The following is a 26060-nucleotide window of genomic DNA, read 5'->3' on the forward strand; positions in this document are numbered from 1 at the left end:
TACTGTTTTCACTATATAAAGCTAGGATAAGTACTATGCCTAATCTGTTGCGGATTGCCCAAGCGCAAATCAAATGTCGAGTCGGTGATATTGAAGCTAATGTGGAAAAAATCCTGCACTACGCTGAACAAGCCGCGCAACAACAGGCGGATCTAGTGCTATTTCCCGAACTTACCCTGTGCGGTTATCCGGCCCAAGACTTACTACTGCGACCGAGTATGCAGCTTCGTATCGAAGCGGCCTTAAACAGACTACTGGCACAGTTACCCAAAGCTCTCTACTGCGTGATTGGTTTACCTTGGCTAGAAAACACACAGCGCTTCAATAGTGCTGTGGTGATTTATCAAGGTCAGATTGTGCATTGGTACCATAAGCAACAGCTACCAGGCGCTCCCGTGTTTGCTGAGCCTAATTACTTTAGTGCCGGCAATAGCAGTAGCACCTTTAAAGTTAAAGGCGTTGATTGCGCACTGCTTATCTGTGAAGACCTGTGGCACCCTGCGCCCGTGAAACAAGCCAAAGCTGCGGGAACTGAAATTATTTTAACCCTCAATGCCTCGCCCTTTGAGCTAGACAAACAATCTCAGCGCGAGCAACTCTTAAGCTTATTGGCCACCCAGCATCAGCTCTCGATTTACTACACCAATCTAGTCGGCGGGCAGGATGACTTTATCTTTGACGGCCAAAGCATTGCGCTAAACCCTCAAGGACAGCTCACACTACGGGCACCGGCTTTCACTGAAGGCTTATATCTTTCTGAATTTAACCACCAGGCGCTACCCTCACAAACAATCACGCCCTTATTACCCATGCTCGCCAGTGCCTATCAAGCCTTGGTTTTAGCCTTGCAAGATTACGTGCAACATAATGGCTTTAAAGGCGTTTTGCTTGGACTATCAGGGGGCATTGATTCCGCCATGGTCTTGGCTATTGCCGCCGATGCCTTAGGTGCTGATAAGGTAGAGGCAGTAATGATGCCCTACCACTACACCGCACAAATTAGTCAGGATGACGCAGCTGAACAAGCCAAGCTTATGGGTGTAGCCTATCGCTCCCTAGCCATCGCGCCGATGGTGGAAAGCTTTCTAGCGACCTTAGAGCCCGTCTTTGCAGGTTTACCTAAAGACACTACCGAAGAAAACCTGCAAGCAAGGTGTCGTGGCACTCTATTAATGGCGCTATCCAATAAAAGTGGCTATCTAGTCCTGACTACCAGTAATAAAAGTGAAACTGCGGTAGGTTACTCCACGCTCTATGGCGATATGGCCGGCGGTTTTGCGCTGTTAAAGGATGTGCCTAAAACCCTAGTCTATGAACTGGCACGTTATCGCAACAGCTTAGGGTATGTTATTCCTGAGCGAGTGATTGAGCGCGCACCCTCAGCAGAATTATCGCCAGATCAAAAAGATGAAGATTCACTGCCGCCCTATCCGCTGCTCGATGAAATCTTGCGCCTTTATGTTGAAGAAGATCAGTCGGCACAAGCCATTATTCAACAAGGTTTTGCCGAAGAAGTCGTGCTACGTATTTTGCGCCTAGTCGATCTTAATGAATATAAGCGCCAGCAAGCCGCCGTAGGACCACGCATCACTAAACGTAGCTTTGGTGCAGATCGTCATTACCCGATCACGAATGCTTGGCCGCGGGGCAATTAACTGTTACCCAGTACGTGAGGAGCACAGCATGCAGCAATCAACCCTTACTCTACTTAATTGGCTCAAACAGGCTAAACATACCTTAGTGTTTAGCGGAGCTGGCATGTCAACCGAAAGTGGCCTGCCAGACTTTCGCTCAGCCGAGCGTGGGCTGTGGAAGAAGTTTAATCCATCTGAGTTAGCCCATGTGCGCGCTCTTGAGCATAACCGCGACGAATTTACCGCCTTTTATCAGGCCCGCTTAGCTGACATTAATCAGTATCAGCCCCATAGCGGACATTACATTTTGGCCCGCTGGGAACAACACGGCTTGCTGCAAGGAATTATCACCCAAAACGTTGATGGCTTTCATGATGATGCAGGCAGCCAACAAGTACTGGAATTACACGGCAGCTTCCGTGACTTACATTGCCACTCCTGTGGCGCAGCGATGGCGCGACACACCTATTTAACCGGCTCAGCTTATTGCCCTTGTGGCGGTACTGTTCGCCCAGGAATTGTGTTATTTGGCGAGATGTTACCGCAAGACACTTTTCAAAGGGCCGAGCAACTGACCCGAGCATGCGATTTATTTATTGTCTTGGGCTCATCGCTAAGCGTTTCACCGGCCAATGGCTTTCCACATCTGGCTAAACAAATGGGGGCAAAGTTAGTGATCATTAACTACGAACCAACGGACATGGACTATTTAGCTGATTTAGTCATTAATCAGCAGTCAATTAAAGGCTTATTAGAAGCCCTGAATCAGCAGTTAACAGCAGCATAAAATAAAGGGAGCTAAAACTAGCTCCCTTTATTACTCAGATGTACTATTAATAACGTGCGTCTTTAGGCTTTTTACCACTTGGCCAGTCATTGACCTTGGCTGGGAAGTCGGGACGCTGCATCTGGGTAAAGTAGCCAGCCACATCCACTGCATCCTGATCACTCAGTACATTACCTTGGCCCCAGGGTTTAGTTTTACTCACTCCCATCGGCATATTGTACTTAACAAACTGCGCCGCTTTATATAAACGAGCCAAACCTGCCCCAATATTAAAGGACTCTTCACCCCATAAGGGTGGAAACATTACGTTACCAGCACCATCCATCATGCCTTCGCCATTTACTCCATGACAGGTTGCGCACTGCTTAGCATAGATGGCTTGGCCTCGCACTGGATCAGGCGTCAAGCTCATATCAATCGGTCCCGAGTTAACCAGCTCCACTGCTTTACCACCATGGGGAACATCTTGGGCCAACCACTGCATATAGGCGACAATTGCCTGCATTTCTTTGCTGTCGATAGCCAATGGCTTACCATTCATCGAGCGCATAAAGCAGCCATTGACCCGCTCTTCAAGGGTCATCACTCGCTCTGCCCGTGGGTTAAACTGCGGGAATGAATTCACTGTATTTAGATAAGGTGCGCCAAAGTGCATCTTACCCTGAGCCACATGACAGCTATTGCAGTTCATATTAGCGCCGACATTTTCTGGTAATAAACGCTTAGTTTCATTCAATAAGCGCTTACCCAGCATAATTTGCTCAGCATTATCATGGCGCAGAATATCAGCGTCTTTGGGCACAATATAGGTTGGCAACGGCTTACCGTCTTTATCTACCGCAGACAGGCTAATCGGTAACTTCGAGCTACCAACTTCGGCTACAGCCAATGGAGCGCCTAAGATTAAAGCTAAGGCTGCGGATGCAGCAATCCACTTACTCATGTTGGTCTCCTGCAGATTCAGCGGAACGATCATTGTCAGCCACATAGCCTTCAGCTAAGTAACCCTCAGGTACATAGTGGGCAGGCTTATTAACTACCAGTTTGCGCATACGAGCTACGTCTTTAACATCAATAGCGCTGGCTTGGTTAGTCCAACCTTGACGAATGAAGGTCAGTACATCTGCCACCTCAGTATCAGTTAAATGCTCAAAGCCAGGCATAGCAAAGGTCATCACATCATGTCGCGTGGCTGGCATATAGCCACCCTCTAGCGTCACCTGAATCAGTGAACTCGGATCTTCAGCAAATACAATTGAGTTACCGGCTAGAGCAGGGAAAATACGTGGTGCCCCTTTACCATCTAAGCGGTGACACGCCGCGCAGTGCTCTACATAGACCAACGCGCCCTTAGCTGAATAATCACCATCTAACAAGGCACCAGTAGTGGTATCCGCTTGCTGCTGCCGCTCAACCGCATAGCCTTTTTTCGCTGGTAACTGCTTAATGTACTTCGCAATACTACGCACATCAGCATCTGTCATATGTTGCAAGCTATGGGAGACCACATCCGCCATACTGCCAAAAGCCGCCGTTTTTTCAGTTCGACCTGAGCGTAAAAAGTCATACAACTCATCTTCCGTCCAGGTAGCAAGTCCGGTGCCCTCACCGCGCAAGCTCTTGGCATACCAGCCTTCAAGTACTGCACCGCCTAAGAAATAATCACCATCTTTGGCATGTAAGGACTTCTCCTGAAAGGCGATGCCGCGTGGGGTGTGACAAGCACCACAGTGCGCCAGTCCTTCCACCAAATAAGCGCCCCGTTGTACTTCAGGCGTTGCCGCAGGGTCAGCCACGAATTCACGCGGCTGAGCAAACATCACCTGCCATAACGCTAGCGGCCAGCGCATATTAAATGGCCAAGGAATACTTGAGGCATGATTGTCTTGACGTACGGCTTCAACGCTACTCATAAAGTAGGCATACATCGCTTTAATTTCATCATCACTGACAATCTGATAAGAAGGCGATGGCATCGCAGGATACATCGACACATTATCTGGACGAATACCCCGACGTACTGCACGCTCAAAATCAGCATAGGAGTAATTACCAATTCCCGTTTCAGGGTCTGGGGTAATATTGGTGGAATAAATCGCGCCCAGTGGTGTGTGCATAGCTAAACCACCGGCAAATGGCTTGCCTCCTGGCGCGGTATGGCAGGCCACACAGTCTCCGGCAATGGCCGCGTATTCACCCTTTTTGATCAACTCTGGATCATGGATATTTACTTCAGCCTCTTGTTTGGGTGCATACCAATGGGGCACTGAATAGGCGAAGCCCAGTACTGCAGCAAAGCCTACTACACCCACGACGCCCATGCGTTTTACGAGTCCCATACCGCCTCCTAGCAACGGTTTGATATTCAATTTTCTACAGCTGCTTATACAACTTTAGAATAACTGTCTGATACTCGTAATATATATATTTAGATAGCGAAGCTAATGGCTATTTTCTAGCAAAAACCCTTACCAATGATCTGCATCAAGCAAAGTCTAACTGACTTCTAAGTCAGCTAAACTTTCTTCACTGCTAGCCTACTGCAGGCAACTTACCCAGCACAATTCCCAGCTGAATCAGAATAATCACTAGCCCTAAACTAAAGACCACAACTAAGGCCAGCGAACCACCAGCAACTCGATACAATTTGGTATTTTGCGTATGTTTACGCAGCTGCCAGACCATCATTGCCGGCAACAACAAGGACAAGACTGATAAAGCAATGGCTGCAAAACCCAAGGCAAAAATAAACCCTTTGGGATAAAACAAGGCAAAGCATAAGGGCGGAATAAAGGTAAGCAAACCAGTTTGCAAGCGTCCACTGGCTGTTGGCTGGCGCTGAAAAACATCCGCTAAGAAATCAAACAATCCAAGTGCTACACCCAAAAATGAAGTAGCCAAAGCCAGCGCTGCAAAAGAGCGTACTGCCACTTCAACTTTAGGTACTTCCACCACATCTTTAACTGCTGTTAGTAACCCATTCAGTCCACTTTCTTCAGCCATAATGCCGACAAACTCAGTAGAGGGAATCGCCCCTAAGGTCGCCAACTGCCACAGAATATAAATCACTAACGGTATCGCACTACCAATAATAAATACCCAACGTAGCTTCTGAGTGTCGCCGCCTAAATAGCTAACGATACTGGGGACACTGCCATGGAAGCCAAAGGAGGTAAACACCACAGGAATCGCCGATAGGATTAATGCCTGCTCAACCGGCATAGTAAGTAAGTTGACTTGCTCAACATGGGGTAGCAAGAGCATTAACATGGCTAATAAAAACAAGATCTTTACCGCAAATAGCCAACGATTCACAAGATCGACCGAACGAGTGCCTAAAGAAACGATCGCCCCTCCGGTCAGGGTAAACAGTAAAATCGCTTCAGTGCTGGTCAGCTGCCAGCCTAGCCAGTTCGCCAGCGATACCTGAACTAATTCGCCACCCCCACTAATATAAGCAGCCACCAAAGCATACATCAAAAATGGCATCGCTAAGGTCGCCAACCAATAACCCACTGGTCCCAAATAATGAGCAGCTAATGAAGCTAAACCAAGGCATGGCGCGTGCTGCTGATAGGCTTCAACCAGTAATAGCGCGGTATAGCACATCACCGCCCATAACCCACCGAGCATTAATAAAGCTGGGAAAAACCCCACACCTGCAGTGGCTAACGGCATAGCCAACATACCGGCACCTAAAGCGGTGCCTGCAACAATAAACGTACTGCCTAGGGCGCTACTTTTCATAGAAAACTCTGCGCCAAGGCGCAACCTCTGTAGTCAGTCGCCGAACAACCAACCTTTTTACGATAAAAAAAATGCCGCACCCAGTAACCTCGGTGCGGCATGACTTACGCTAACTTAGTGATGCTCTGGACGCATGTGCGGGAATAAAATCACATCACGAATCGACGGCGAGTCGGTGAGCAACATTACTAAACGGTCAATCCCAATACCTTCACCGGCTGTCGGTGGCATACCGTACTCTAATGCTCGTACAAAGTCGGCATCGTAGTGCATCGCCTCATCATCACCGGCATCTTTATCGGCCACTTGCGCCATAAAACGCTCGGCCTGATCTTCTGCATCGTTTAACTCAGAATAAGCATTGGCGATTTCACGGCCACCAATAAACAGCTCAAAACGGTCGGTTACATTTGGATCATCATCCGAACGCCGTGCTAAAGGCGAAACTTCAAACGGATAACGAGTAATGAAGGTCGGTTGCTCAAGCTTATGCTCAACGGTTTCTTCGAAAATCATGGTTTGTAACTTACCCAGACCTTCAAAACCTAACACATCAGCCCCATGCTTTTTCGCCAAGGCACGCGCTTTATCGAGATCCTGCAAGTCCTCGGCAGTAATCTCTGGGTTATATTTGAGAATCGAGTCAAACAATGATAAGCGCACAAACGGCTCACCAAAGTGGAATACCTTACCTTGGTAAGGCACATCCGTCGTGCCTAAAACTTCTAACGCTAGCTCACGGAATAACTCTTCGGTTAAGTCCATATTATCTTCGTAGTCAGCGTAAGCTTGGTAGAACTCCAACATCGTAAATTCTGGATTATGGCGCGTAGAAACCCCTTCATTACGGAAGTTACGGTTAATTTCAAAGACCTTTTCAAATCCACCAACTACTAACCGCTTTAAATACAATTCAGGAGCAATGCGCAGATACATTTCTAAATCCAGCGCATTGTGATGGGTTTCAAAAGGCTTAGCTGACGCACCACCTGGAATGGTTTGCAGCATCGGCGTTTCAACTTCTAAAAAACCACGCTGAGTTAAGAAGTTACGAATATAGCTGATCACTTTAGAACGCGTGACGAAGGTATCGCGCACTTCATCATTGACGATTAAGTCAACGTAGCGCTGACGATAGCGCTGCTCAGTGTCGGTTAAGCCATGGTGCTTATCAGGCAGCGGACGTAATGATTTAGTCAGCAACTGCACTGCTGTCATATGTACGTACAGGTCACCCTTACCCGAACGGGCCAAAGTTCCCTCCGCTGCAATAATATCGCCTAAATCCCAGGTTTTAATTTCAGCAAGTTTTTCTTTATCTAAGCCTTTGCGGTCCACATACACCTGTAAACGGCCGCTGCTGTCTTGTATAACCATAAATGCACCACGGTTTAACATGATGCGGCCCGCTACTTTCACTGGAATTGCTTGGGCTTCGAGGTCTTCTTTACTGACATCTGCGTATTGCTTCTGTAAATCAGCGCAGTAATGTTCACGACGAAAATCATTGGGAAAGGCATTACCCTTGGCCCGCGCTGCTGCAAGTTTTTCTTTACGTAGCGCAATTAACTGATTTTCTTCCTCTTGCAATTCACTTGTATTTAGCGGTTGTTCGCTCATGATGAGTGCATCCAATAATTTAGTCAGTGCAGCTAAGCTGCTAAAAAATATTTGTTAAATCCCACACCCGGTGGTTATAACCCTTGCTTTAAGCTGGCTTCTAAGAAGTCATTAATATCGCCATCCAACACTGCATCACAGTTACTGTTTTCAATGTTGGTGCGTAAGTCTTTGATTCGTGACTGATCCAGTACGTATGAGCGGATTTGATGCCCCCAACCAATATCTGATTTGGCATCTTCTAAGGCTTGAGAAGCTGCCGAGCGCTTCTGCATTTCTTGCTCATACAGTTTAGCCCGCAGCATTTTCATTGCGGTGTCGCGGTTGGCATGTTGCGAGCGCTCATTCTGACAGGCGACTACAGTATTGGTTGGCACGTGGGTGATACGCACCGCCGAGTCAGTAGTGTTAACGTGTTGACCACCAGCACCAGATGAACGATAGGTATCAACCCGTAAATCTGCCGGATTAATATCAATTTCAATATTGTCATCAATTTCTGGCGAGACAAACACTGCAGTAAACGAAGTATGACGGCGATTACCCGAGTCAAACGGGCTTTTACGGACTAAGCGATGCACGCCACTTTCAGTGCGTAACCAGCCATAGGCGTACTCACCTTTAATATGTAAGCTGGCGCCTTTGACCCCAGCCACGTCACCGTCAGATAATTCCATAATGGTTGCTTCAAAACCATTATGGTCAGCCCAGCGCAAATACATGCGCAGCAACATGCTGGCCCAGTCTTGCGCCTCGGTACCACCTGAGCCGGCTTGAATATCAAGGTAAGCGTTATTTTCATCCATCTCGCCGCTAAACATCCGACGAAACTCAAGCTTTTCTAGCTCTTCACCTAAACGTGCCACTTCTGCTTCGATTTCTGCAACCGCGTCGGCGTCATCCTCTTCAACCGCCATCTCTAGCAGTTCGCTGGCATCCACTAAGCCATCACCTAACTCTTCTAGGGTGTCAACGATTTTAGCCAGTGTTGAACGTTCGCGGCCTAAGTTTTGAGCGTACTCAGGATCATTCCAAACATTAGGATCTTCGAGCTCACGCTCGACTTCAACTAAGCGATCTTTTTTATTCGCGTAGTCAAAGATACCCCCGAATCGTTTCAGTACGTTCGGAATAGTCTTTAATACGGGTTACCAGCGGATTGATTTCCATAACAGCACACTCAAACTCTGTAGTTTTACATAAAGCGGGGATTATACCTGAAGCGCCCTTTGCCTGCAGGCCTGTTGCTGAATAATCTGCAGGCAAAGGTTAGCTGAAACTGATTAGGGCAAAGGCCAGCAACCCGCGGTAGCTGGTTTTTTCTCACCTTTAGCATTAATTGACAAGGTACCACACAGCTCATCATCAAATAATGGCGTAGCTTGCATGGTATAACCGCCATCATTAGCCAATTTAGCCAAACTCACCTGATACTTATTACTAACACTGCGAGCCGGCATCTTAAGTTCGGCCAACTTACTATTTTCAAGTATATACTGCTGATACTGAAAATAATGTTGCTCTTGCTTGATCGCCAAATCCATCAAGTACGCTTTGCCTTCTGCCCGATAGCCCTTATGCACACTTAATTTATGACTGGAGTAAACAATCGAGGCTAGCAGCCCAACGATTGCCACGGTAATGATCAGTTCGAACAAGGTAAAACCTCGTATGCGCTGCCTATCCATAGGCACCTCCTTTATCGAATGACTCGCCAAGACTGGCGTCCACTGAGTCGCGGTTCAAGCCCCAACGCAAAACACTGAGACAAGCTGCAAAGGGATAAATGTTGCTGATTCTTGCGTTTCACACTTAACTCTGGTGCTTCCTCCAAGGTAATGAGATGCCCTTGAATAGGCTCCTCTGGCGCCAAAAAAACGGCTTTATTAAAGACCTGCTGCTCGCTCACCTCCAGTCCGTATAACCAATGCTGAGCACTGGTTAAACACTGCTCGGTATCCAACGCTCTGGCGACTAGAAATAACTTTTTATCTAGCACTAGCAACGGCTCAACTACGAAGTGTCTCTCTAATAAAGCCAAGCGCCAGCCGGCATAACGCTGCCAATCTAACTCACCATTAATTAACTGGTTCATCTGATTGAGCACATTGAACTCAAACTGTTCCACGGCAATGTGCTGCTGTAGTAACTGCTCGGAGGTAACCACTGCTGTGCCAGCATGCTCGCTCAACCAACCATCACGCACACCGAGCACATAGGAGCGATTCTGCTGACGATGCTCTGCAGTAAAGACCACCAGTAACTGTGGCTCGTGATGACTGCTAGCTAATGGCAAAGCCAAGGGGGCTAGCACGATCGATTGTTGCGGCTCTCCTTGAAAAATAAGTCTGGCACTCGTTGCGGCACCCGCTAATACCTGCGCTAAATTAACTCGCCATAATCGCCCACTGGCCCCACCCACATAAGCCATGGTGGCAATTTCTGCGCTGTGCCACGCAAACAAACCCAAAGCTGAAAGCGGCTCTGATTCTTCGCTAAGCACTGTTCGAGCATTTAACTCTCCAGTCGCTAAGCTGTAAAACAACAACTCACCCGCCACTCCCCACAACACATACCACTGGTTCGGCGCTAACTCGGCTATCTGCATCGAGGGTGAATAACCAAGCGATGGACTAGTAGCAACTGTCTCTACCACCTGACTCCAACGGAGTTGTGGTAATTGATGACTACCTAATTGCAATACCAGTAGTCCCTCAATACTGCCAGTCATCGCGATTACTAGTGCAGCCGTTGCACTTTGGCGACTCGAAGACTGTGGCAAGGCTTGCATCTTAGTCTGCACCAAGACTGGTGGTAGTAGATTATTAAGTTGTTCTGGCTGCCAAGCAAACAGCACAGCACCTGTTTGCAGATTTAACCCCAGCAACGAACCATTACGCTGTGTGACATATAACTGCTGATCTTGACCTACTTGAACTAATAACAACTCTTGAAGACTGGATTCTGCCTCTAACTGCAACAGGTGATTACGCAATAAAACAGTCGGGTTATGTTGAGTAATAAAACGAACTAAAGGTGGGCTTGCTCGCTGACTGAGATGCTGAATGACCGACAAATGGGCAGGATCGCAGGCAACCTCTGCTACTACCTCAGCAGGCTGTAAAATATAAAGCGCTAACAACCAAAGTGCTTTTTGGCTAAATAGTCTCCACATGTGTTAACTCCCTTAAGCGCTGATTACTCCGCCAGCCAAAAATCCGCCAGCACGGTTTGTAACTGCACGTGCTGCCCTGCTTCCGTTTGACTTAATACATTGACAATAAAATACTGCGCACCGGCAGGTAATGCTGTAGGGGAGTAATGCGCTACTGTCGCCTTCAATAGCACAGGACTCACCCAACCAATCAACCAGCGCACCTGCAACTGTTCATCACCTGCTAATCGCTGACTTTGGGCGTCATAGCGCTGAAACAGCGATAGCTCCGCCTGATAAAACTCCTGTAGCTGCTCTTGGGTAAGCAAAGGTTTGATACAGCCCGCACTCCCACACTCATTAAGCAACAGCCAAGGATGCTGCTGCGCCTGACTTAATGCATACACCTGCTGCTCTGCTTGTTTTAAACCATATTCAGCTGCCTGCTCTAAGCTATGTTGCTGAGTAATCACCCCAGTAATACGAGTCTCTAAAATAACGCCATCCACCACACTAATCACTAACAAGCTCATTAGCATTAACAACACCAAGCTCACTAATAATGCAGCTCCCTGCTGCTGATCTGCACGCATTAACCTTTTCATAAGCCTTGCTGCCGCGTCGTGAAATGAGCCCGCGCCTCTTGATACAGATGCCCTGCAAAATGTTGCTGCAAGCGAGACTGTAAACCGCCACGCCAGCCATCTAAGTCCTTTGAAGAAACCTGCTCAAATTTTTGCTCACTGATTATTAGCCACTGCACATCCAATCCAACCAATTGCTCTTGCTGTGCACTGTGTCGATGCAGCGGTTGCAAACGCACATCAGCTATACCCGAGAGCAACTCCACAGCAGCTGGCACTTTCGCCACTAGATTTTTACAGTAAAGCGCTCCTAAATAGGGCTGCTGTGGATTTAAGCGAAACTCAAACAACAACACCGCAGTCCCTTCTATTGGCTGCCCTGTACAATCTAACTGTGCGTTAGTGGCTGCTTCATAACGCACACAAAAGCGATTTAATTGCGTATCTACCACTAAAACCTGCGCCGCCTTAAACGAGCACTCTGCATAAGTCGTCAATGTCGGAAATACCTGTGACCGCTCCTGATCAAAGTGCTGGCGAAAACCTGCCTTAGCTACATATTCCAGTAATAAACTGTGCAGTAATCGGCTATTAACTTGCGTGCTCAATACTGACTCCTGTAGCAAATAGTGCTTCTTAACTGCTAAATACAAGGTACTGACGGTAAGTATCAAGGCACTGCTTAACACCAAGCCGATCAATAACTCAATCAGACTTAACCCTTGCATATACCGCCTGACCGACTTATTCATAGCTCAATACGCGCGCGATAAAAACACAGTTGCTGCCCGCTATCCAGCGGAGATACTACCGAGCACAAGCTATTAGTCGCAGTCCAAGCCAACTGAATCTCTAAAGCATCACCGGTAGCGCTGCACCGACCTGGCTCGGCGCTCTGACAAATATAGGCATACTCAGCAAACACTTGCTCAGCACTAGGTAATTGCCTAAACATGCGTTCTTGCCAACAGCTCAGCTGCACCTCAATTGAGCCTATGTCAGCTGCACAGGTCGCTATGGGCAAATTTCCACCCAAGGTTTTCGTTGGTAACAACAGATCATTAGCAGTAGCGCCCTCATTCGCTTGCTTTAGTAGCTGATACTGATAAATTCCGCGCAAATCCAAAGCCAACAAGTGCGCAGCTTGCGCATATTTGGCCTGCCCAGCGTAAGTACTTGCCTTAACCTGCAGTTCTAGCACACTGAGCATTCCCAAAGAGAACACGCTTAATGCCACTAACACTTCGATTAGGCTAAAACCTGCTACTGACTTTCTCATCACCTAGCCCTCGTCTTACCGACCGCGACCTGTTCTATGCTCAAGACTAGGTGCTTAGCCTAAAAATGCGCTCCTGCTAGGATAGTTAAAAACAAAAAAGCCGCGTTCAGTAATGAACACGGCTTCTAGCAACAACCCATTAATTATGCGCTTAACTCAATACTAAGTTATCCCGATGCACCAACTCAGCCTCAGCGACATAACCTAGTACCTTCTCGATTTCTTCCGAGCAGTGACCAAGAATTTTTTCTGCCTCAGCTACGCTATAATTAGCCAAACCACGGGCGATTTCTTTACCGTCCTGATCCACGCAGACCACCATTTCCCCGCGGCGAAACTTACCCTCGACCGCAGTAACACCAACTGGCAATAAGCTTTTATGATCGTCAACCAAGGCTTTAACTGCACCGGCATCTAAAGTTAGGGTGCCACGGGTTTGTAAGTGCCCGGCTAACCATTGTTTACGTGCACCATGGCGGCATTGCTCCGGTGACAACAAAGTACCTAAGCGCTCACCACTATGTAAGCGATCCAATACCCTTTCAATACGACCACCAACAATCACCGAGTAAGCGCCCGAACGCGCTGCTAAACGTGCAGCACGCAACTTAGTTTGCATCCCGCCGCGTCCTAAGGCTCCGCCAGTGCCACCAGCCACTGCATCTAACTCTGGATCATCAGCCCTAGCCTCATAAATCAGCTGCGCCTCTGGATTATTCCGTGGATCAGCATCAAACATACCCTGCTGATCCGTTAAGATAACCAGCAAGTCAGCCTCCACTAAGTTAGCCACCAACGCAGCTAAGGTATCGTTATCACCAAAACGGATCTCGTCGGTAGCCACCGTATCATTTTCATTGATCACTGGAATGACGCCCAACTCAAGTAAAGTTCGCAGGGTGCTACGCGCATTCAAGTAACGCTTACGATCCGACAGATCATCATGGGTTAAAAGAATTTGCGCGGTACGCTCATTGTGCTCAGCAAAGCTGGTTTGCCAGGCTTTTACTAAACTCATTTGCCCAACTGCAGCGGCTGCTTGTAACTCGTGAATCGCGCTGGGGCGCTCCAACCAGCCCAAGCGGCTCATACCTGCAGCCACTGCACCAGAAGAAACTAGAACCAAATCAATTCCTGCTCGGCGCAACGCGACCATTTGCCTGACCCAGATCGCCATTGCTTCACGATCAAGCCCTCGACCATCAGCAGTTAACAGCGCACTGCCAATCTTTACCACCCAACGTTGGGCACTGGTTACCTTCTCACGCATAGTTCACACCTTAGAGCGAGGCACCCCAGTGCCACTCGCCAATAATCATCTGATTTTAACGAACGTAAATAATCTCTGGACCGTCTTCAGGATCTTCCTCATCCTCAAAGTCTTCTTCCTCGTCTAGTAGCTCGTCCACCGGTTTTACTCCGGCACGGCGTAAGGCTCGGCGATCATCTAACGACTGCAAGTAAGCCCGTGCTTCATCTTCAATTAGCTGGTCTAAGGCGGCTAACTGTTCAGCAAACTCAGGTTCTTCTTGTATTCGCGCCGCACGCTGATCTAAGAAACGCATAATTTCTTTACACAGCGCCTCAGTCCCTTCACGCTCAATGGCCGAGATCACAAAAACCGGCCCTTCCCACGCTAATTGCTCAATCACATGTTGCACACGCTCGTTGCGCTCATCATCAAACAGCTGATCAGCTTTATTGAGCACCAGCCAACGCTCACGTTGCATCAATGCTGGGCTAAATTGCTCAACTTCATTCAGAATAATCTGTGCTGCTTCTGCTGGATCACTTTCATCAAGCGGTGCAAGATCAACAATATGTAGCAGTAAGCGAGTACGAGTTAGGTGCTTTAAGAAGCGTATACCTAATCCTGTACCCTCTGCCGCGCCTTCAATTAAGCCGGGAATATCGGCGATCACAAAGTTTTGAAAGCGCCCAACGCCGACCACACCAAGATTTGGAGTTAACGTTGTAAACGGATAATCCGCTACTTTCGGCTTTGCCGCTGAAACTGCGCGAATAAAGGTACTTTTTCCGGCATTCGGTAAACCCAACAACCCAACATCGGCCAGCACTTTCAACTCTAACTTAAGGTCACGCGACTCACCTGGTTTACCCGGCGTAGTCTGCCGCGGTGCACGGTTCGTACTGGACTTAAAACGGGTATTACCCAGTCCATGCCAACCACCCTGGGCCACCATAATCCGCTGCCCATGCTCAACTAAATCACCAATAATTTCTTGGGTATTAGCATCAATAATGGTGGTACCTACTGGCACTTTTAATATTAGGTCTTCACCCTTAGCCCCAGTTTTTTCACTGCCCATTCCATTTTGACCGCGCTGCGCATCAAAGCGACGGGTGTAACGGTAGTCGAGCAAGGTATTGAGGTTTTCATCGGCTTCCATCAAAACCGACCCGCCATCACCGCCATCGCCACCGTTAGGGCCACCAAACTCAATAAATTTTTCACGGCGAAAACTCATGCAGCCATTGCCGCCGTCGCCTGCTTTTACAAAGATGGATACTTCATCAACGAATTTCATGCTTTGTTCCTCCCGCTTTGCCTACGGGCATAATAATAGTCTCGCAGGATACAACAAGCACGGTCATCCGTCTTTACTGCCTGCACAAACAAAAAAGCCCCGTCATAAGACAGGGCTTTTCTGAAAAAGATACTTATGCGTTTTCGATACTAACGTAACGACGACCAAAAGCACCCTTTACTTGGAACTTAACCACGCCTTCTTCTTTAGCGAAGAGAGTATGGTCTTTGCCCATACCAACACCGTTACCTGGGTGGAATTCGGTGCCACGCTGACGCACAATGATGTTGCCAGCTTTAACTGTTTGGCCGCCGAAGATCTTGACGCCAAGGCGTTTCGATTCCGAATCGCGACCGTTGCGGGTAGAACCGCCAGCTTTTTTCGTTGCCATGAGTTCAGTACTCCAGTTGGGGGTTCAAGCTTACGCTTGGATACCAGTGATTTTAACTTCAGTGTACCACTGACGGTGGCCCTGACGCTTCATGCTGTGCTTACGACGGCGGAACTTGATGATACGCACTTTATCGTGACGACCTTGCTCAACCACTTCAGCAGTCACTTTAGCACCCTCAACAACAGGCGCACCGATAGTAACATCATCACCATTACCCACTAAAAGTACGCGGTCGAAAGTTACTGCTTCGCCGGTAGCTACTTCTAGCTTTTCAATTTTAAGGTATTCACCTTCAGCGACTTTATATTGTTTGCCGCCGGTTACAATTACTGCGTACATTCGCATTCTCCGTTATACCTGCTCACCCAACGCTTTATAGAAATAAGTAATGGTTGGCATGGCTGCATTAGCTGGATTAGGGCCTCTGCAATTGCGTAAGTCAGGGTTGTTACCCAAATAAAATGGTTTAGGGGTGCGAATTGTACGCAACTATTTGCCGCTAAGCAAGTAGTTACGCGCATTACCTTGACAGTCTTCGACGGCAGACCTAGCATGCATACAAACTCACTTAAAAGCCTAACAACTATGCAACCACAAGCCTTTTATCAAGTCGTAGCGGATGAATTTACTGCCGTCGATCAACTAATCAAACAACAACTTAATTCTGATGTTCCGCTGGTTGAAAAAATAGGCGATTACATTATCTCAGCTGGCGGCAAACGCTTACGCCCTTTATTAGTACTGCTAGCTGGCAATGCCGTCAATAAACAAGATGATGAATTGCTGCTACTGGCAGCCATTATTGAGTTTCTTCACACCTCAACACTGCTGCATGATGATGTTGTGGACAAGTCTGATTTACGCCGTAACCGTGCGACTGCTAATGCTAAATGGGGCAATGCGCCCAGCGTGCTAGTCGGCGATTTTCTCTATGCCCGCTCGTTTGAAATGATGGTTAAATTGGCCTCGTTACCAGTGATGCAGATAATTTCCCATGCTACCCGTGTGATTGCTGAAGGCGAAGTATTGCAGCTAACCAAGGTGCGTGATGCTAGCACTACCGAAGAAACCTATATGCAAGTAATTCGCGGTAAAACAGCCATGCTATTTGAAGCCTCAACCCATAGCGCCGCAGTGTTAGCCAACGCCCCCGCCGAACACTGCGAGGCTTTGCGCCTGTTCGGTGATGCTCTAGGTATTGCTTTCCAGTTGGTTGACGATCTATTGGATTACCAAGGCGATGCTGAAACTCTAGGCAAAAATGTTGGCGATGATTTAGCCGAAGGCAAACCGACTCTGCCTTTAATTGTGACGATGCGCGAAGGCACAACCGAACAAGCAGCTCTAGTACGCAGTGCGATTCAAAAAGGTGGCCTTGAAAACCTAGAGGCGATCAGCCAAGCGGTTAATGACTCCGGCGCACTTGCCTACACCGCACAACGCGCACGCCATTACGCCGATCAAGCGATCGCTTATCTATCCCCATTACCTGAGTCAAAATATAAAGCAGCACTCACTGAACTTGCACAGTTCGCCGTTGCCAGAACTCACTAATTCAACCGAAGCAATCAACGACTCTAGCTCACTGAACCTAGGGTCGTTATTTTTTAACTATTATAAGATAAGGGTTCTTCAACAGCCATTTTAACGCTAAAATAACCCGCTTATAGCTTGCGTCATCATTTCTAAGAAATAGGAACTTCAGAATGAGTTTTATCAAAGAATTCAAAGCCTTTGCCGTAAAAGGTAACGTTGTCGATATGGCAGTTGGTATCATTATTGGTGCTGCATTCGGTAAAATTGTCTCCTCCTTTGTTGGCGATGTGATCATGCCACCTATTGGCTTATTGCTAGGCGGTGTTGATTTCTCAGATCTAGCCATCGTGCTCAAAGAAGCCCAAGGCGATACCCCGGCGGTATTACTGGCTTACGGTCAATTTTTACAGACAGTGATTGATTTTCTAATTATCGCATTTGCCGTATTTATGGGAATTAAGGCCATTAACCGCCTAAAGCGTGAAGAAGAAGTGGTAGAAGAAGCGCCCGCAGATCCAACGCCTAGCAATGAAGAGTTATTACTTGGCGAAATTCGCGACCTGCTAAAACAGCAAAATACCAAGCAATAGTTAGCCCACTATCCAGTGTTAAAGTAGGCTGGAACTATTGCAACTTAAAATGCCCGATATTGATATCGGGCATTTTTTATTCAGTCTTAATTAAATAAGGCTTAACAATGTCTAATAGCTTACTCATTAGCCTGCGTATTTTTTCAACGCCCTCACTCTTGATTGATTCTGTCTCCTTCTCTCTCATCTAATAAGACAGCCTAAATTGATTAGTTACAGATACTCAATTTGTTGTTAGCCACTACTTATTAACTTTTAAATGTCAGCCAACTAGAGGCTAGGAAAATATTTTTCTACATTGATACTTCTTAGTATTTATCCAGCACAAATCACACAGACACAAAAAAGCCGAGCTTTAAGCTCGGCTTTTTATTGATCGGCAAACCGTGATTAAGCGTTACCTGTCACTGTTAGCTGTGCTTGCTGGGTAAAGTCCAGCATACGCTGCAGTGGCTTCACCGCCTTAGGAATCAGCGCAGGATCCACCTGGATCTCGTTAGAACCCGTTTGTAGACTCTCTAGCAGCGCCTCTAACGTATTCATCGCCATCCAAGGGCAAAGTGCACAACTACGGCAAGATGCACCCTCGCCCGCTGTAGGCGCTTCGATAAAGCTCTTGTTAGGACTTAACTGCTGCATTTTATAGAAAATGCCTTTATCAGTAGCCACAATAAACTGAGTTTCAGGGCGCTCTTGGCTAGCTTTAATCAATTGCGAAGTAGAACCTACCACATCAGCCAGTTCCAGCACTGCAGTAGGCGACTCGGGGTGAGCCAATACTAACGCCTCAGGATATAACTGCTTCATATCCGCTAGCTGCTTAGATTTAAACTCTTCATGGACAATACAAGCCCCATCCCACAGCAACATATCAGCGCCAGTTTCCCGCTGAATATAACGGCCTAAGTGCTGATCTGGACCCCAGATAATTTTCTCACCATTATCCATTAGGCTTTCAACAATCTCTAAAGCACAACTTGAGGTTACCACCCAATCGGCGCGCGCTTTAACTGCAGCCGAAGTATTGGCATAAACCACTACTGTGCGTTCAGGATGCTGATCACAAAAATCTGAAAAAGCTTTTACCGGACAACCTAAATCCAACGAACAGGTTGCCTCTAAAGTTGGCATCAGTACTCGTTTTTCTGGACTTAAAATTTTTGCTGTTTCGCCCATAAACCGCACACCAGCAACCACCAAAGTGTCGGCTGCATGCTGCGTGCCAAAGCGTGCCATTTCTAGAGAGTCTGCCACGCAGCCCCCCGTCTCTTCGGCTAACGCCTGCAACACAGGATCACAATAATAGTGTGCCACTAGAACAGCGTTTTGAGCGTTTAACTCATGGACGATTTTCTCACGTAACTCTTGCTCTCGCTCAGCCGTTAGCGGCTTAATTTGCTTTGCGGCAAGATGTGCCTGCACAAGAATACGTTCAGAAATATGACTCATGTTCGCCAGCCCTCAAGCGTTTTTAAACGCATCAAAAAAATACGCGCACAATGTAGCTGCTGTATTTAGGAATGTCGACATTAATAGTGATTTGGAAAAGTGGTGGGTCGTGTAGGGGTCGAACCTACGACCAATTGGTTAAAAGCCAACTGCTCTACCACTGAGCTAACGACCCGAGGGGCAGGCATAATACTCTTTTTTTGAATTGATGCAAAGAATATTTTTATCTGCCCTTAAAACTACTCATCCTACCCAATACAAGCGAGCACGATAAAATAGAGTTTAGTAGTTACGCAGCTCTCGCTCGGCCAGCTTCGCCGCAGAGCTATCGGCATACTTAGAAACCACTCGTTGCCACAGCAATTTAGCTTCTTCACGGTTACCCATTTGCCGCTGCACATCACCTAACTTATATAAAGAATCAGGCGTCTTACTGTGCTCTGGCCAATCAAGCGTAACCTTTTCAAATGAGCTAGCGGCTTGCTCCAGATTACCTTGGCTTAAGTTAACCTCACCCAACCAGTACTGCGCATTTGCAGCATACTGACTGCGTGGATACTTTCTTAAAAAGGCAGAAAATGCTTGCTGTGCTTTAGCAAAGTCGCGCTGCTTTACTAAATCATAAGCCGCATCATAAAATAACTTTTCTTTGGCTGGATCTGCAGGCTCAGATGATGCGGAGTCAGCAGCTGCCTCACGCACAGGTGCTGCAGTTTCCATAGAATTAAAGCGTTGATCTAACTCTTGATAGCGCTCTAAGCCTTGCTGCTTGAGCTGCTTAATCTCATACGCTTGCTCTTCAACTAGACCACGTAGCGTACTAATTTCTTGCTGCATTTGTTGCAGCTGCATAAACAGCTGACCTTGTGCAGAGAGCGGTGCTTGCGCACCGCCCTGAGCTGAAGCTCCGTTAGCATCTCGGTAGCCTTGGTTACTGTTATAAGATCCCGATTGAGATCCCTCATAGACAGGTACTGCGGCGTGCACCAAGCCTGAGCTCAGTGCAATCACCATAGAAAGGTATCGAAGCTTCATCATAGTCATTACTTACGTAATTCTACGCGACGGTTTTGTGCCCAAGAGCTTTCGTTGCTACCAACCGCTACTGGACGCTCTTCACCGTAAGAAACGAGTTCTAACTGTGCAGGAGAAACGCCCTGTAATACTAAGTAACGCTGAACAGCTTTAGCACGACGCTCGCCGAGTGCCATGTTGTATTCACGAGTACCACGCTCATCGGTGTGGCCTTCTAATACTACACGCGCACCACTTTGTTGCAGGTCACGGCCGTGTACGTCAAGCGCGCGCATTGCTTCTGGTTTTAGGTCAGAGCTGTCGAACTCGAAGTAGAACGTAGTGATCGCACGTAATGCTGCTTCTTCAGCATTCATGCTGCCATCAACGGAACCCGCATCAGCGCCGTAGCCAGCGTTTGGATCGTAACCGTCCGTGCCCTGACCTTGACCGCTTGCGTCACCGCCTTTGGAAGAACAACCAACCGCTACCGCTAAAGCTAATGATAGCGCAGCAAATTTACCTAATTTTAGCATTTCCATTTTAAAGCTCCTGAGTGAACTTTTATGTTTACATTATGATTGTGTACATCATTTTATTTGAGGTAAGGAGACCATGATGGTTCGCGAACCTCTCCTTGCGCAGTTGGTAGAGATACTCGCACGCGTCCATTAATGGATGCAAGCATTAGTACTCCACGTCCTTGCTGGCGGGTTGCATAGATTACCATGCCACCATTCGGTGCAACAGTAGGCGACTCATCTAAACTCGTTTCAGACAAAATACGTAAATCACCACGAGTCAAGTCTTGTGCCGCCACCTTGAATACTTTATACCCTTCTTGACGATGAATCATGACCAAGGTCTTCTCATCCGCAGAAAGTTTAGGGTTAGCATTGTAATTTCCTACGAAAGTCACACGCTCTACCGCACCTGAACCCAAGTTCATTTTGTAAATCTGTGGTCGTCCTGCACGATCTGAAGTGAAGTAAATCGTTTGATTATCCTTACCCCAAAATGGTTCAGTATCAATGGCTGGGTGATTAGTTGCCCGTGTTAACTGGCGACTGGACATATTCATCACATAAATTTCGGGGTTACCGTCTTTTGATAATACAAAAGCAAGGCGGCTACCATCTGGTGACCAGGCCGGCGCGCCATTTAACCCTTCAAAATCAGTCACCTGTTCCCGGCGACCAGAATCAATATGCTGGACAAAAATACGTGGGCGTTTCTGCTCAAAAGAAACATAGGCAATACGGCTACCGTCTGGCGAAAATCTTGGTGACAGAATAGGCTCCCGTGATTGCAGCAAGGTTACAGCGCGCGCGCCATCGTAGTCAGAACGCTGCAGCGTGTAACGGGTATTGGTCTCAGAGAAGCGCTCTGCAGTTACATACAGTAAGCGAGTAGAGAAAGCTCCTTTTTGCCCGGTCAACTTTTCATAAGCACTATCCGAAATATGGTGCGCCATATCACGCAACTGCTCAATACTGCCACCCACGGTGCCTTGCGCCATCTGCTCTTGGCTGCTCACATTGAGCAAAGAGAACTGGGCCTGGTAACGCGAGCCATTCACTGCCACATTCCCCACCAGTACATACTGCGCACCAATAGCCTGCCAGTCACGAAACACAACTTCACCTGCAGTAGCTGGGCGACTAATCATATTCTGCGGAGCAATGGGTTCAAATAAGCCCGAGTTACGTAAGTCATTGGCGATAATACTCGCTAAATCCTCTGGCAAGCTGCTCGCACTACCACCAAAAGGCACCACAGCAATTGGTACTGCGCGATCATTACCACTGGAAATAACCAATGGATCAGCCGCATAGAGCACACTGCTGAGCAGCAGCAAAGTAGCTGAGATCAGATATTTTAAGGTTTTCACAATCCTAAATCCTCCGGTTTAAATACGGCACGACGTTTTCTATATAACTGATTAAAGGTAGCACGATCCAGTTTCTGCACTTCGGCTACGCGGCCCACCTTTCTGACCGCAGCCACTGCTGAGGCATCAAATGATGAGTCACCACTCGAACGCGTCACGGAAGCATTGGTGATGGTGCCATCAGGCATCATCTCAATGGTTACCTCAACTGACATTCCTTTACGCGCCGAAGGCGGACGAATCCACTGCTGACTGACTAACCGTACAATCAGATCATCAATTCCGCCTGCTACTTGGCTACCCGTAGTTGCTGCTTTAGTTTGTTGATAGCCCACCTCATCAGCTAGCAATTCAGCTAAAGCTGCAGCTTTTTTATCTTCTAAAGCTTTGGCTGCAGCTGCCTTTTTCTTTGCTTCTTCCGCTGCCTTCTTTTTCGCTGCTTCAGCATCGGCTTTCTTCTTTGCCTCTTCGGCGGCTTTTTTCTTGGCCGCTTCAGCCTCAGCTTTCTTCTTGGCTTCTTCTGCCGCCTTTTTCTTCGCAGCCTCAGCATCGGCTTTCTTTTTAGCCTCTTCTGCGGCTTTTTTCTTCGCTGCTTCAGCCTCAGCTTTTTTCGCCGCTTCTTCAGCCGCTTTTAATTTAGCGGCTTCAGCTTGTTTTAGCTGCTCTTGTTTTAACTTAGCCTCGGCTTTTTTTGCTTCTTCTGCTTTTTTCTGCTCAGCTGCTTTTTGCTCAGCTGCCTGTTTTGCTGCTTGCTGCTTAGCTTGCTCGGCTTTTTGTGCTGCTTCTGCCGCGGCTTTAGCCTCGGCTTGCTTTTGTCTTTCCGCCTCTTCAGCCTTTTTCTTTGCCGCCACTACCGCTTGCTGCTCAGCTTTACGCTGCTCCAGCTGCTCTGTTTCGTACTGCGGTGCTTGTGTTTTTTGCGTTTCACCCGCAATTTTCTGATTGGTTTGGGTAGTGGCTTGGCTTTGTGAATGCAACTGATACAACGTTGCTTTGATAATCGGTTGACTAGGCGGCAACTCCGGAGTTTTCGCAAAGCTGACAAACAAAAAAGCAAATAACAACGCATGCATCGTCACTGCTAGCAGCACCGGCCAAAATAATTTTTCTGACGGAGAACGCAACTCGTGCATTAGGGTGCCTCAGTAATTAGCCCAACATCTGTCACACCGGCTTGTTGTAAGCCACCCATCGCTGCCATCACGCTACCATAATCCACTGCTTTATCCGCGCGAACAAACACCTGCACCTTCTTACCTTGGGCGCTATTAGCAGCAATAATCGCCTGCGCAGCGGTGATCATCTGCTCCAGCGAAACGGCCTCATCTTGTACTGTATCGACATCTACTTCAGCACCGGTATTCCAGTAATAGGTTTTATCTGCTTTGATCGAGATAGTAAGCACTAGCGCATCGTTATCTTGGGGTAACACCTCACTGCTCACTTGCGGCAAATCAACTTTTACCCCTTGATTGAGCATTGGCGCAGTCACCATGAAAATAACCAACAGCACCAGCATCACGTCGATGTAAGGCACTACGTTCATTTCAGCAACGGGCTTACGTCTATTTCTAATTCTAGCCATTAAACTTACTCATCAACTGAAGAGTGTACTTTGCGATGCAAAATAGCCTGGAACTCATCGGCAAAAGTGTAATAACGAGCAATCAAGGTCTCAGCTTGCGCAGAGAATCGGTTATAAGCGACGACTGCTGGAATCGCGGCAAATAAACCAATCGCGGTAGCAATCAAGGCTTCGGCAATTCCAGGAGCAACAGTGGCTAAGGTGGCCTGCTGTACCTGCGCTAAACCACGGAACGAGTTCATAATTCCCCATACCGTACCAAACAAACCCACATAAGGACTGGTCGAGCCAACCGTTGCCAAAAACGGCAAACCACGCTCAAGCTTTTCTTCCTCACGGGAAATAGCCACTCGCATGGCTCGAGCGACACCTTCCATTACTGCATCAGGGTCTGTACCCGATTGCTGACGTAGACGCGAAAACTCTTTAAAACCGGCACGGAAAATTTGCTCAGCTCCTGAGTCAACATCAGGCTCGGCACTGGTTTGGCGATAGAGTTTCGCCAAATCAATTCCTGACCAAAAACGATCTTCAAAGGCAGTAAAGCTACTGCGCATAGCGCGCAATAAGTTAACCCGTTGAAAAATAAGCACCCAAGACACAATAGAGGCCAGCACCAAAATCAACATTACCAGCTGTACTAACAAGCTAGCATTGCTGATTAAGCTCCACATCGACATATGATCTACAGTATTTACACTAGCGTTCACGCTCTTTCTCCTGCACTTGAACGTCTATCGTACGCTTCAAAAGCATCGACTAAGGTTTTCGGGATAGCCCGCGGTTTAAAAGTATCAGCCTGCACACAAGCAACGATAAACTCACCTGCGCACAATAGCTGTTGGGTTGTCTGGCAAATAACTTGCTGCTTAAACACTAAGCTTGCGCGCTTGATCGCACTTACTGTAGCAGTGATTAAGAGTAAATCATCTAAACGTGCTGGCGCATGATAACGAGCGTTAGCGCTATGCACGACAAACAAACAGTTTTCTTTCGCTAATTGCGACTGCTTAAAGCCTAGGTCACGTAAAAACTCAGTCCGTGCCCGCTCCATAAACTTCAAGTAATTAACGTAGAAAACCACTCCGCCCGCATCTGTATCTTCGTAATAAACACGACTTTGCAGAGCAAAGGTGCCGGGCGCTGTTTGAAGTTGCATACTGTAAGAGTTCTCCTAGTGCTTGCCAATATGGTAGAGCAAATATATTTACGCTAAATCATCAACTGGGGTATCGGACAACTTGGAGGGCAGATTAATTCCAAAATGTTGATAAGCATGACGCGTTACCATCCGCCCACGCGGTGTACGCATAATATAGCCCTGCTGAATTAAGTAGGGTTCTAGCACATCTTCAATGGTGTGTCGCTCTTCACTAATCGCAGCGGCCAAGTTATCTAACCCGACCGGGCCACCATCAAAGCGTTCAATAATAGCTAACATTAAACGGCGGTCCTGATGATCAAAGCCCAACCGATCTACATCCAAAAGACTCAAAGCCTGATCAGCAGCAGCTTGGGTAATGCTACCAGTGCCACGCACTTCGGCAAAGTCACGCACTCGGCGCAATAAACGGTTAGCAATACGCGGCGTACCCCGTGCTCGGCGGGCAATTTCCAAGGCGCCCTCAGACTCAATCGGCAAGCCTAAAATACCGGCTGCACGAGTAACAATCTGTGTTAGATCAGCATGATTATAAAACTCTAAGCGCTGCACAATCCCAAATCTATCTCGCAGCGGATTGGTCAACATTCCCGCTCGAGTGGTTGCGCCGACCAAAGTAAAAGGCGGCAAATCAAGCTTAATCGAGCGTGCAGCAGGCCCTTCGCCAATCATAATATCCAGCTGAAAGTCTTCCATAGCGGGATACAGCACTTCTTCCACTACCGGTGGCAAACGATGAATCTCATCAATAAACAGCACGTCGCCTTCTTCTAAATTTGTTAGCAAAGCGGCCAAGTCTCCGGCACGCTCTAGCACCGGCCCTGACGTACTGGTTAAGGAAACGCCCATTTCTTGAGCAATAATATTGGCTAAGGTAGTTTTACCTAAACCGGGCGGACCAAAGATTAATGTATGATCAAGCGCTTCTTGCCGCTGCCGCGCAGCCTGGATAAATAACTCCATTTGCTCACGCACCACCGGCTGCCCGATATAATCAGCTAAGGAGTGAGGGCGAATCGCGCGATCAATCTGCTCCTCACGCTCTTTAGGAGTCGCTGCGATTAAACGATCAGCTTCTATCATGC

General features: G+C 47.6%; 27 protein-coding genes and 1 tRNA gene. 4 read left to right on the forward strand and 24 right to left on the reverse strand.

What is annotated here, in order from left to right; genetic code table 11:
* Positions 1-35 precede the first annotated feature (35 nt).
* Positions 36-1655 carry an NAD+ synthase gene (locus AKN87_RS06250; RefSeq protein ID WP_053102827.1) on the forward strand — a complete coding sequence of 540 codons (1620 nt, stop codon included), beginning with the start codon at positions 36-38 and terminating at the stop codon, positions 1653-1655.
* 28 nt (positions 1656-1683) lie between these two features.
* Positions 1684-2421 (forward strand): SIR2 family NAD-dependent protein deacylase, encoded by a 738-nt coding sequence (locus AKN87_RS06255; RefSeq protein ID WP_053102828.1) that lies wholly within the window; start codon positions 1684-1686, stop codon positions 2419-2421.
* Between the two features lie 46 nt (positions 2422-2467).
* Here the strand turns inward: AKN87_RS06255 and AKN87_RS06260 are convergent, their stop codons facing one another.
* The 14 genes from AKN87_RS06260 to rplU form a co-directional block, all read right to left on the reverse strand.
* A complete protein-coding gene (locus AKN87_RS06260) occupies positions 2468-3364 on the reverse strand; it encodes a c-type cytochrome (RefSeq protein WP_053102829.1) in 897 nt (298 codons plus the stop codon).
* On the reverse strand, positions 3357-4760 hold the full coding sequence (locus AKN87_RS06265) for a cytochrome c (RefSeq protein WP_080995517.1): 1404 nt from the start codon (positions 4758-4760) through the stop codon (positions 3357-3359). The genes AKN87_RS06260 and AKN87_RS06265 overlap by 8 nt, the downstream gene beginning before the upstream one ends.
* A gap of 193 nt (positions 4761-4953) precedes the next feature.
* A complete protein-coding gene (gene tyrP, locus AKN87_RS06270) occupies positions 4954-6168 on the reverse strand; it encodes a tyrosine transporter TyrP (protein ID WP_053102830.1) in 1215 nt (404 codons plus the stop codon).
* Positions 6169-6282: 114 nt separating this feature from the next.
* On the reverse strand, positions 6283-7788 hold the full coding sequence (gene lysS, locus AKN87_RS06275) for a lysine--tRNA ligase (RefSeq protein ID WP_053102831.1): 1506 nt from the start codon (positions 7786-7788) through the stop codon (positions 6283-6285).
* Positions 7789-7862: 74 nt separating this feature from the next.
* A protein-coding gene (gene prfB / locus AKN87_RS06280) for a peptide chain release factor 2 (protein ID WP_096335116.1) occupies positions 7863-8958 on the reverse strand; the annotation gives its coding sequence in 2 pieces (ribosomal slippage) (positions 7863-8885 and positions 8887-8958; 1095 coding nt in all).
* Positions 8959-9071: 113 nt separating this feature from the next.
* The gene (locus AKN87_RS06285; RefSeq protein WP_053102833.1) at positions 9072-9476 is read right to left on the reverse strand and encodes a type IV pilin protein; all 405 of its coding nucleotides are present in this window, start codon (positions 9474-9476) and stop codon (positions 9072-9074) included.
* An 11-nt stretch (positions 9477-9487) separates the two neighbouring features.
* Positions 9488-10963: a pilus assembly protein gene (locus AKN87_RS06290; RefSeq protein WP_053102834.1), complete on the reverse strand. Its 1476-nt coding sequence runs from the start codon at positions 10961-10963 to the stop codon at positions 9488-9490.
* 23 nt (positions 10964-10986) lie between these two features.
* Entirely contained in the window at positions 10987-11535 is a 549-nt protein-coding gene (locus AKN87_RS06295) for a PilX N-terminal domain-containing pilus assembly protein (protein WP_053109632.1), read from the reverse strand.
* 8 nt (positions 11536-11543) lie between these two features.
* Positions 11544-12254, reverse strand: a complete 711-nt coding sequence (locus AKN87_RS06300) for a PilW family protein (RefSeq protein ID WP_053102836.1) — start codon at positions 12252-12254, stop codon at positions 11544-11546.
* Between the two features lie 20 nt (positions 12255-12274).
* Positions 12275-12805 (reverse strand): type IV pilus modification protein PilV, encoded by a 531-nt coding sequence (pilV, locus tag AKN87_RS06305; protein ID WP_053102837.1) that lies wholly within the window; start codon positions 12803-12805, stop codon positions 12275-12277.
* Between the two features lie 151 nt (positions 12806-12956).
* A complete protein-coding gene (gene proB, locus AKN87_RS06310; protein ID WP_053102838.1) occupies positions 12957-14075 on the reverse strand; it encodes a glutamate 5-kinase in 1119 nt (372 codons plus the stop codon).
* A 55-nt stretch (positions 14076-14130) separates the two neighbouring features.
* Positions 14131-15354, reverse strand: coding sequence for an Obg family GTPase CgtA (gene cgtA, locus AKN87_RS06315; RefSeq protein WP_053100369.1), 1224 nt, complete (start codon positions 15352-15354; stop codon positions 14131-14133).
* 133 nt (positions 15355-15487) lie between these two features.
* Positions 15488-15745, reverse strand: a complete 258-nt coding sequence (gene rpmA / locus AKN87_RS06320) for a 50S ribosomal protein L27 (protein ID WP_053100371.1) — start codon at positions 15743-15745, stop codon at positions 15488-15490.
* A gap of 30 nt (positions 15746-15775) precedes the next feature.
* Entirely contained in the window at positions 15776-16087 is a 312-nt protein-coding gene (gene rplU, locus AKN87_RS06325) for a 50S ribosomal protein L21 (protein ID WP_053100372.1), read from the reverse strand.
* 246 nt (positions 16088-16333) lie between these two features.
* On the opposite strand from rplU, the gene AKN87_RS06330 reads away from it, so the two are divergent.
* Positions 16334-17302: a polyprenyl synthetase family protein gene (locus tag AKN87_RS06330; RefSeq protein WP_053102839.1), complete on the forward strand. Its 969-nt coding sequence runs from the start codon at positions 16334-16336 to the stop codon at positions 17300-17302.
* Positions 17303-17454: 152 nt separating this feature from the next.
* The gene (gene mscL, locus AKN87_RS06335) at positions 17455-17874 is read left to right on the forward strand and encodes a large-conductance mechanosensitive channel protein MscL (protein ID WP_053100376.1); all 420 of its coding nucleotides are present in this window, start codon (positions 17455-17457) and stop codon (positions 17872-17874) included.
* 390 nt (positions 17875-18264) lie between these two features.
* Here mscL and nadA read toward each other — a convergent pair whose 3' ends face one another.
* The 10 genes from nadA to ruvB form a co-directional block, all read right to left on the reverse strand.
* On the reverse strand, positions 18265-19323 hold the full coding sequence (gene nadA / locus AKN87_RS06340) for a quinolinate synthase NadA (RefSeq protein WP_053102840.1): 1059 nt from the start codon (positions 19321-19323) through the stop codon (positions 18265-18267).
* 100 nt (positions 19324-19423) lie between these two features.
* Positions 19424-19498 (reverse strand) — tRNA-Lys (locus AKN87_RS06345).
* Positions 19499-19605: 107 nt separating this feature from the next.
* A complete protein-coding gene (gene ybgF, locus AKN87_RS06350; RefSeq protein ID WP_053103636.1) occupies positions 19606-20361 on the reverse strand; it encodes a tol-pal system protein YbgF in 756 nt (251 codons plus the stop codon).
* 5 nt (positions 20362-20366) lie between these two features.
* The gene (pal, locus tag AKN87_RS06355; RefSeq protein WP_053102841.1) at positions 20367-20879 is read right to left on the reverse strand and encodes a peptidoglycan-associated lipoprotein Pal; all 513 of its coding nucleotides are present in this window, start codon (positions 20877-20879) and stop codon (positions 20367-20369) included.
* Positions 20880-20932: 53 nt separating this feature from the next.
* A complete protein-coding gene (tolB, locus tag AKN87_RS06360) occupies positions 20933-22195 on the reverse strand; it encodes a Tol-Pal system beta propeller repeat protein TolB (protein WP_373332759.1) in 1263 nt (420 codons plus the stop codon).
* 29 nt (positions 22196-22224) lie between these two features.
* Positions 22225-23361, reverse strand: coding sequence for a cell envelope integrity protein TolA (gene tolA / locus AKN87_RS06365; protein WP_053102842.1), 1137 nt, complete (start codon positions 23359-23361; stop codon positions 22225-22227).
* Positions 23361-23813: a protein TolR gene (gene tolR, locus AKN87_RS06370; protein ID WP_053102843.1), complete on the reverse strand. Its 453-nt coding sequence runs from the start codon at positions 23811-23813 to the stop codon at positions 23361-23363. Before tolR ends, tolA begins: the two co-directional genes overlap by 1 nt.
* Positions 23814-23818: 5 nt before the next feature.
* The gene (gene tolQ, locus AKN87_RS06375) at positions 23819-24493 is read right to left on the reverse strand and encodes a protein TolQ (RefSeq protein ID WP_053101905.1); all 675 of its coding nucleotides are present in this window, start codon (positions 24491-24493) and stop codon (positions 23819-23821) included.
* Positions 24494-24519: 26 nt separating this feature from the next.
* Positions 24520-24972: a tol-pal system-associated acyl-CoA thioesterase gene (ybgC, locus tag AKN87_RS06380; protein ID WP_053102844.1), complete on the reverse strand. Its 453-nt coding sequence runs from the start codon at positions 24970-24972 to the stop codon at positions 24520-24522.
* A gap of 48 nt (positions 24973-25020) precedes the next feature.
* Positions 25021-26058: a Holliday junction branch migration DNA helicase RuvB gene (gene ruvB / locus AKN87_RS06385; RefSeq protein WP_053102845.1), complete on the reverse strand. Its 1038-nt coding sequence runs from the start codon at positions 26056-26058 to the stop codon at positions 25021-25023.
* Between the last annotated feature and the right edge of the window lie 2 nt (positions 26059-26060).

The organism is Thiopseudomonas alkaliphila, assembly GCF_001267175.1.
GTDB classification, from domain to species: Bacteria; Pseudomonadota; Gammaproteobacteria; order Pseudomonadales; family Pseudomonadaceae; genus Oblitimonas; species Oblitimonas alkaliphila.

Excerpts from the sequence above, each read along its gene's own strand:
- AKN87_RS06290 (WP_053102834.1), bottom strand. The coding sequence starts at position 10,963 with ATGTGGAGACTATTTAGCCAAAAAGCACTTTGGTTGTTAGCGCTTTAT.
- pal (WP_053102841.1), bottom strand. The coding sequence starts at position 20,879 with ATGGAAATGCTAAAATTAGGTAAATTTGCTGCGCTATCATTAGCTTTA.
- tyrP (WP_053102830.1), bottom strand. The coding sequence starts at position 6,168 with ATGAAAAGTAGCGCCCTAGGCAGTACGTTTATTGTTGCAGGCACCGCT.
- AKN87_RS06250 (WP_053102827.1), top strand. The coding sequence starts at position 36 with ATGCCTAATCTGTTGCGGATTGCCCAAGCGCAAATCAAATGTCGAGTC.
- AKN87_RS06265 (WP_080995517.1), bottom strand. The coding sequence starts at position 4,760 with ATGGGACTCGTAAAACGCATGGGCGTCGTGGGTGTAGTAGGCTTTGCT.
- ruvB (WP_053102845.1), bottom strand. The coding sequence starts at position 26,058 with ATGATAGAAGCTGATCGTTTAATCGCAGCGACTCCTAAAGAGCGTGAG.
- lysS (WP_053102831.1), bottom strand. The coding sequence starts at position 7,788 with ATGAGCGAACAACCGCTAAATACAAGTGAATTGCAAGAGGAAGAAAAT.
- tolA (WP_053102842.1), bottom strand. The coding sequence starts at position 23,361 with ATGCACGAGTTGCGTTCTCCGTCAGAAAAATTATTTTGGCCGGTGCTG.
- nadA (WP_053102840.1), bottom strand. The coding sequence starts at position 19,323 with ATGAGTCATATTTCTGAACGTATTCTTGTGCAGGCACATCTTGCCGCA.
- AKN87_RS06300 (WP_053102836.1), bottom strand. The coding sequence starts at position 12,254 with ATGCAAGGGTTAAGTCTGATTGAGTTATTGATCGGCTTGGTGTTAAGC.
- mscL (WP_053100376.1), top strand. The coding sequence starts at position 17,455 with ATGAGTTTTATCAAAGAATTCAAAGCCTTTGCCGTAAAAGGTAACGTT.
- AKN87_RS06255 (WP_053102828.1), top strand. The coding sequence starts at position 1,684 with ATGCAGCAATCAACCCTTACTCTACTTAATTGGCTCAAACAGGCTAAA.
- cgtA (WP_053100369.1), bottom strand. The coding sequence starts at position 15,354 with ATGAAATTCGTTGATGAAGTATCCATCTTTGTAAAAGCAGGCGACGGC.
- AKN87_RS06260 (WP_053102829.1), bottom strand. The coding sequence starts at position 3,364 with ATGAGTAAGTGGATTGCTGCATCCGCAGCCTTAGCTTTAATCTTAGGC.
- proB (WP_053102838.1), bottom strand. The coding sequence starts at position 14,075 with ATGCGTGAGAAGGTAACCAGTGCCCAACGTTGGGTGGTAAAGATTGGC.
- tolQ (WP_053101905.1), bottom strand. The coding sequence starts at position 24,493 with ATGTCGATGTGGAGCTTAATCAGCAATGCTAGCTTGTTAGTACAGCTG.
- ybgF (WP_053103636.1), bottom strand. The coding sequence starts at position 20,361 with ATGATGAAGCTTCGATACCTTTCTATGGTGATTGCACTGAGCTCAGGC.
- AKN87_RS06295 (WP_053109632.1), bottom strand. The coding sequence starts at position 11,535 with ATGCGTGCAGATCAGCAGCAGGGAGCTGCATTATTAGTGAGCTTGGTG.
- AKN87_RS06330 (WP_053102839.1), top strand. The coding sequence starts at position 16,334 with ATGCAACCACAAGCCTTTTATCAAGTCGTAGCGGATGAATTTACTGCC.
- tolR (WP_053102843.1), bottom strand. The coding sequence starts at position 23,813 with ATGGCTAGAATTAGAAATAGACGTAAGCCCGTTGCTGAAATGAACGTA.
- rpmA (WP_053100371.1), bottom strand. The coding sequence starts at position 15,745 with ATGGCAACGAAAAAAGCTGGCGGTTCTACCCGCAACGGTCGCGATTCG.
- rplU (WP_053100372.1), bottom strand. The coding sequence starts at position 16,087 with ATGTACGCAGTAATTGTAACCGGCGGCAAACAATATAAAGTCGCTGAA.
- ybgC (WP_053102844.1), bottom strand. The coding sequence starts at position 24,972 with ATGCAACTTCAAACAGCGCCCGGCACCTTTGCTCTGCAAAGTCGTGTT.
- pilV (WP_053102837.1), bottom strand. The coding sequence starts at position 12,805 with ATGAGAAAGTCAGTAGCAGGTTTTAGCCTAATCGAAGTGTTAGTGGCA.
- AKN87_RS06285 (WP_053102833.1), bottom strand. The coding sequence starts at position 9,476 with ATGGATAGGCAGCGCATACGAGGTTTTACCTTGTTCGAACTGATCATT.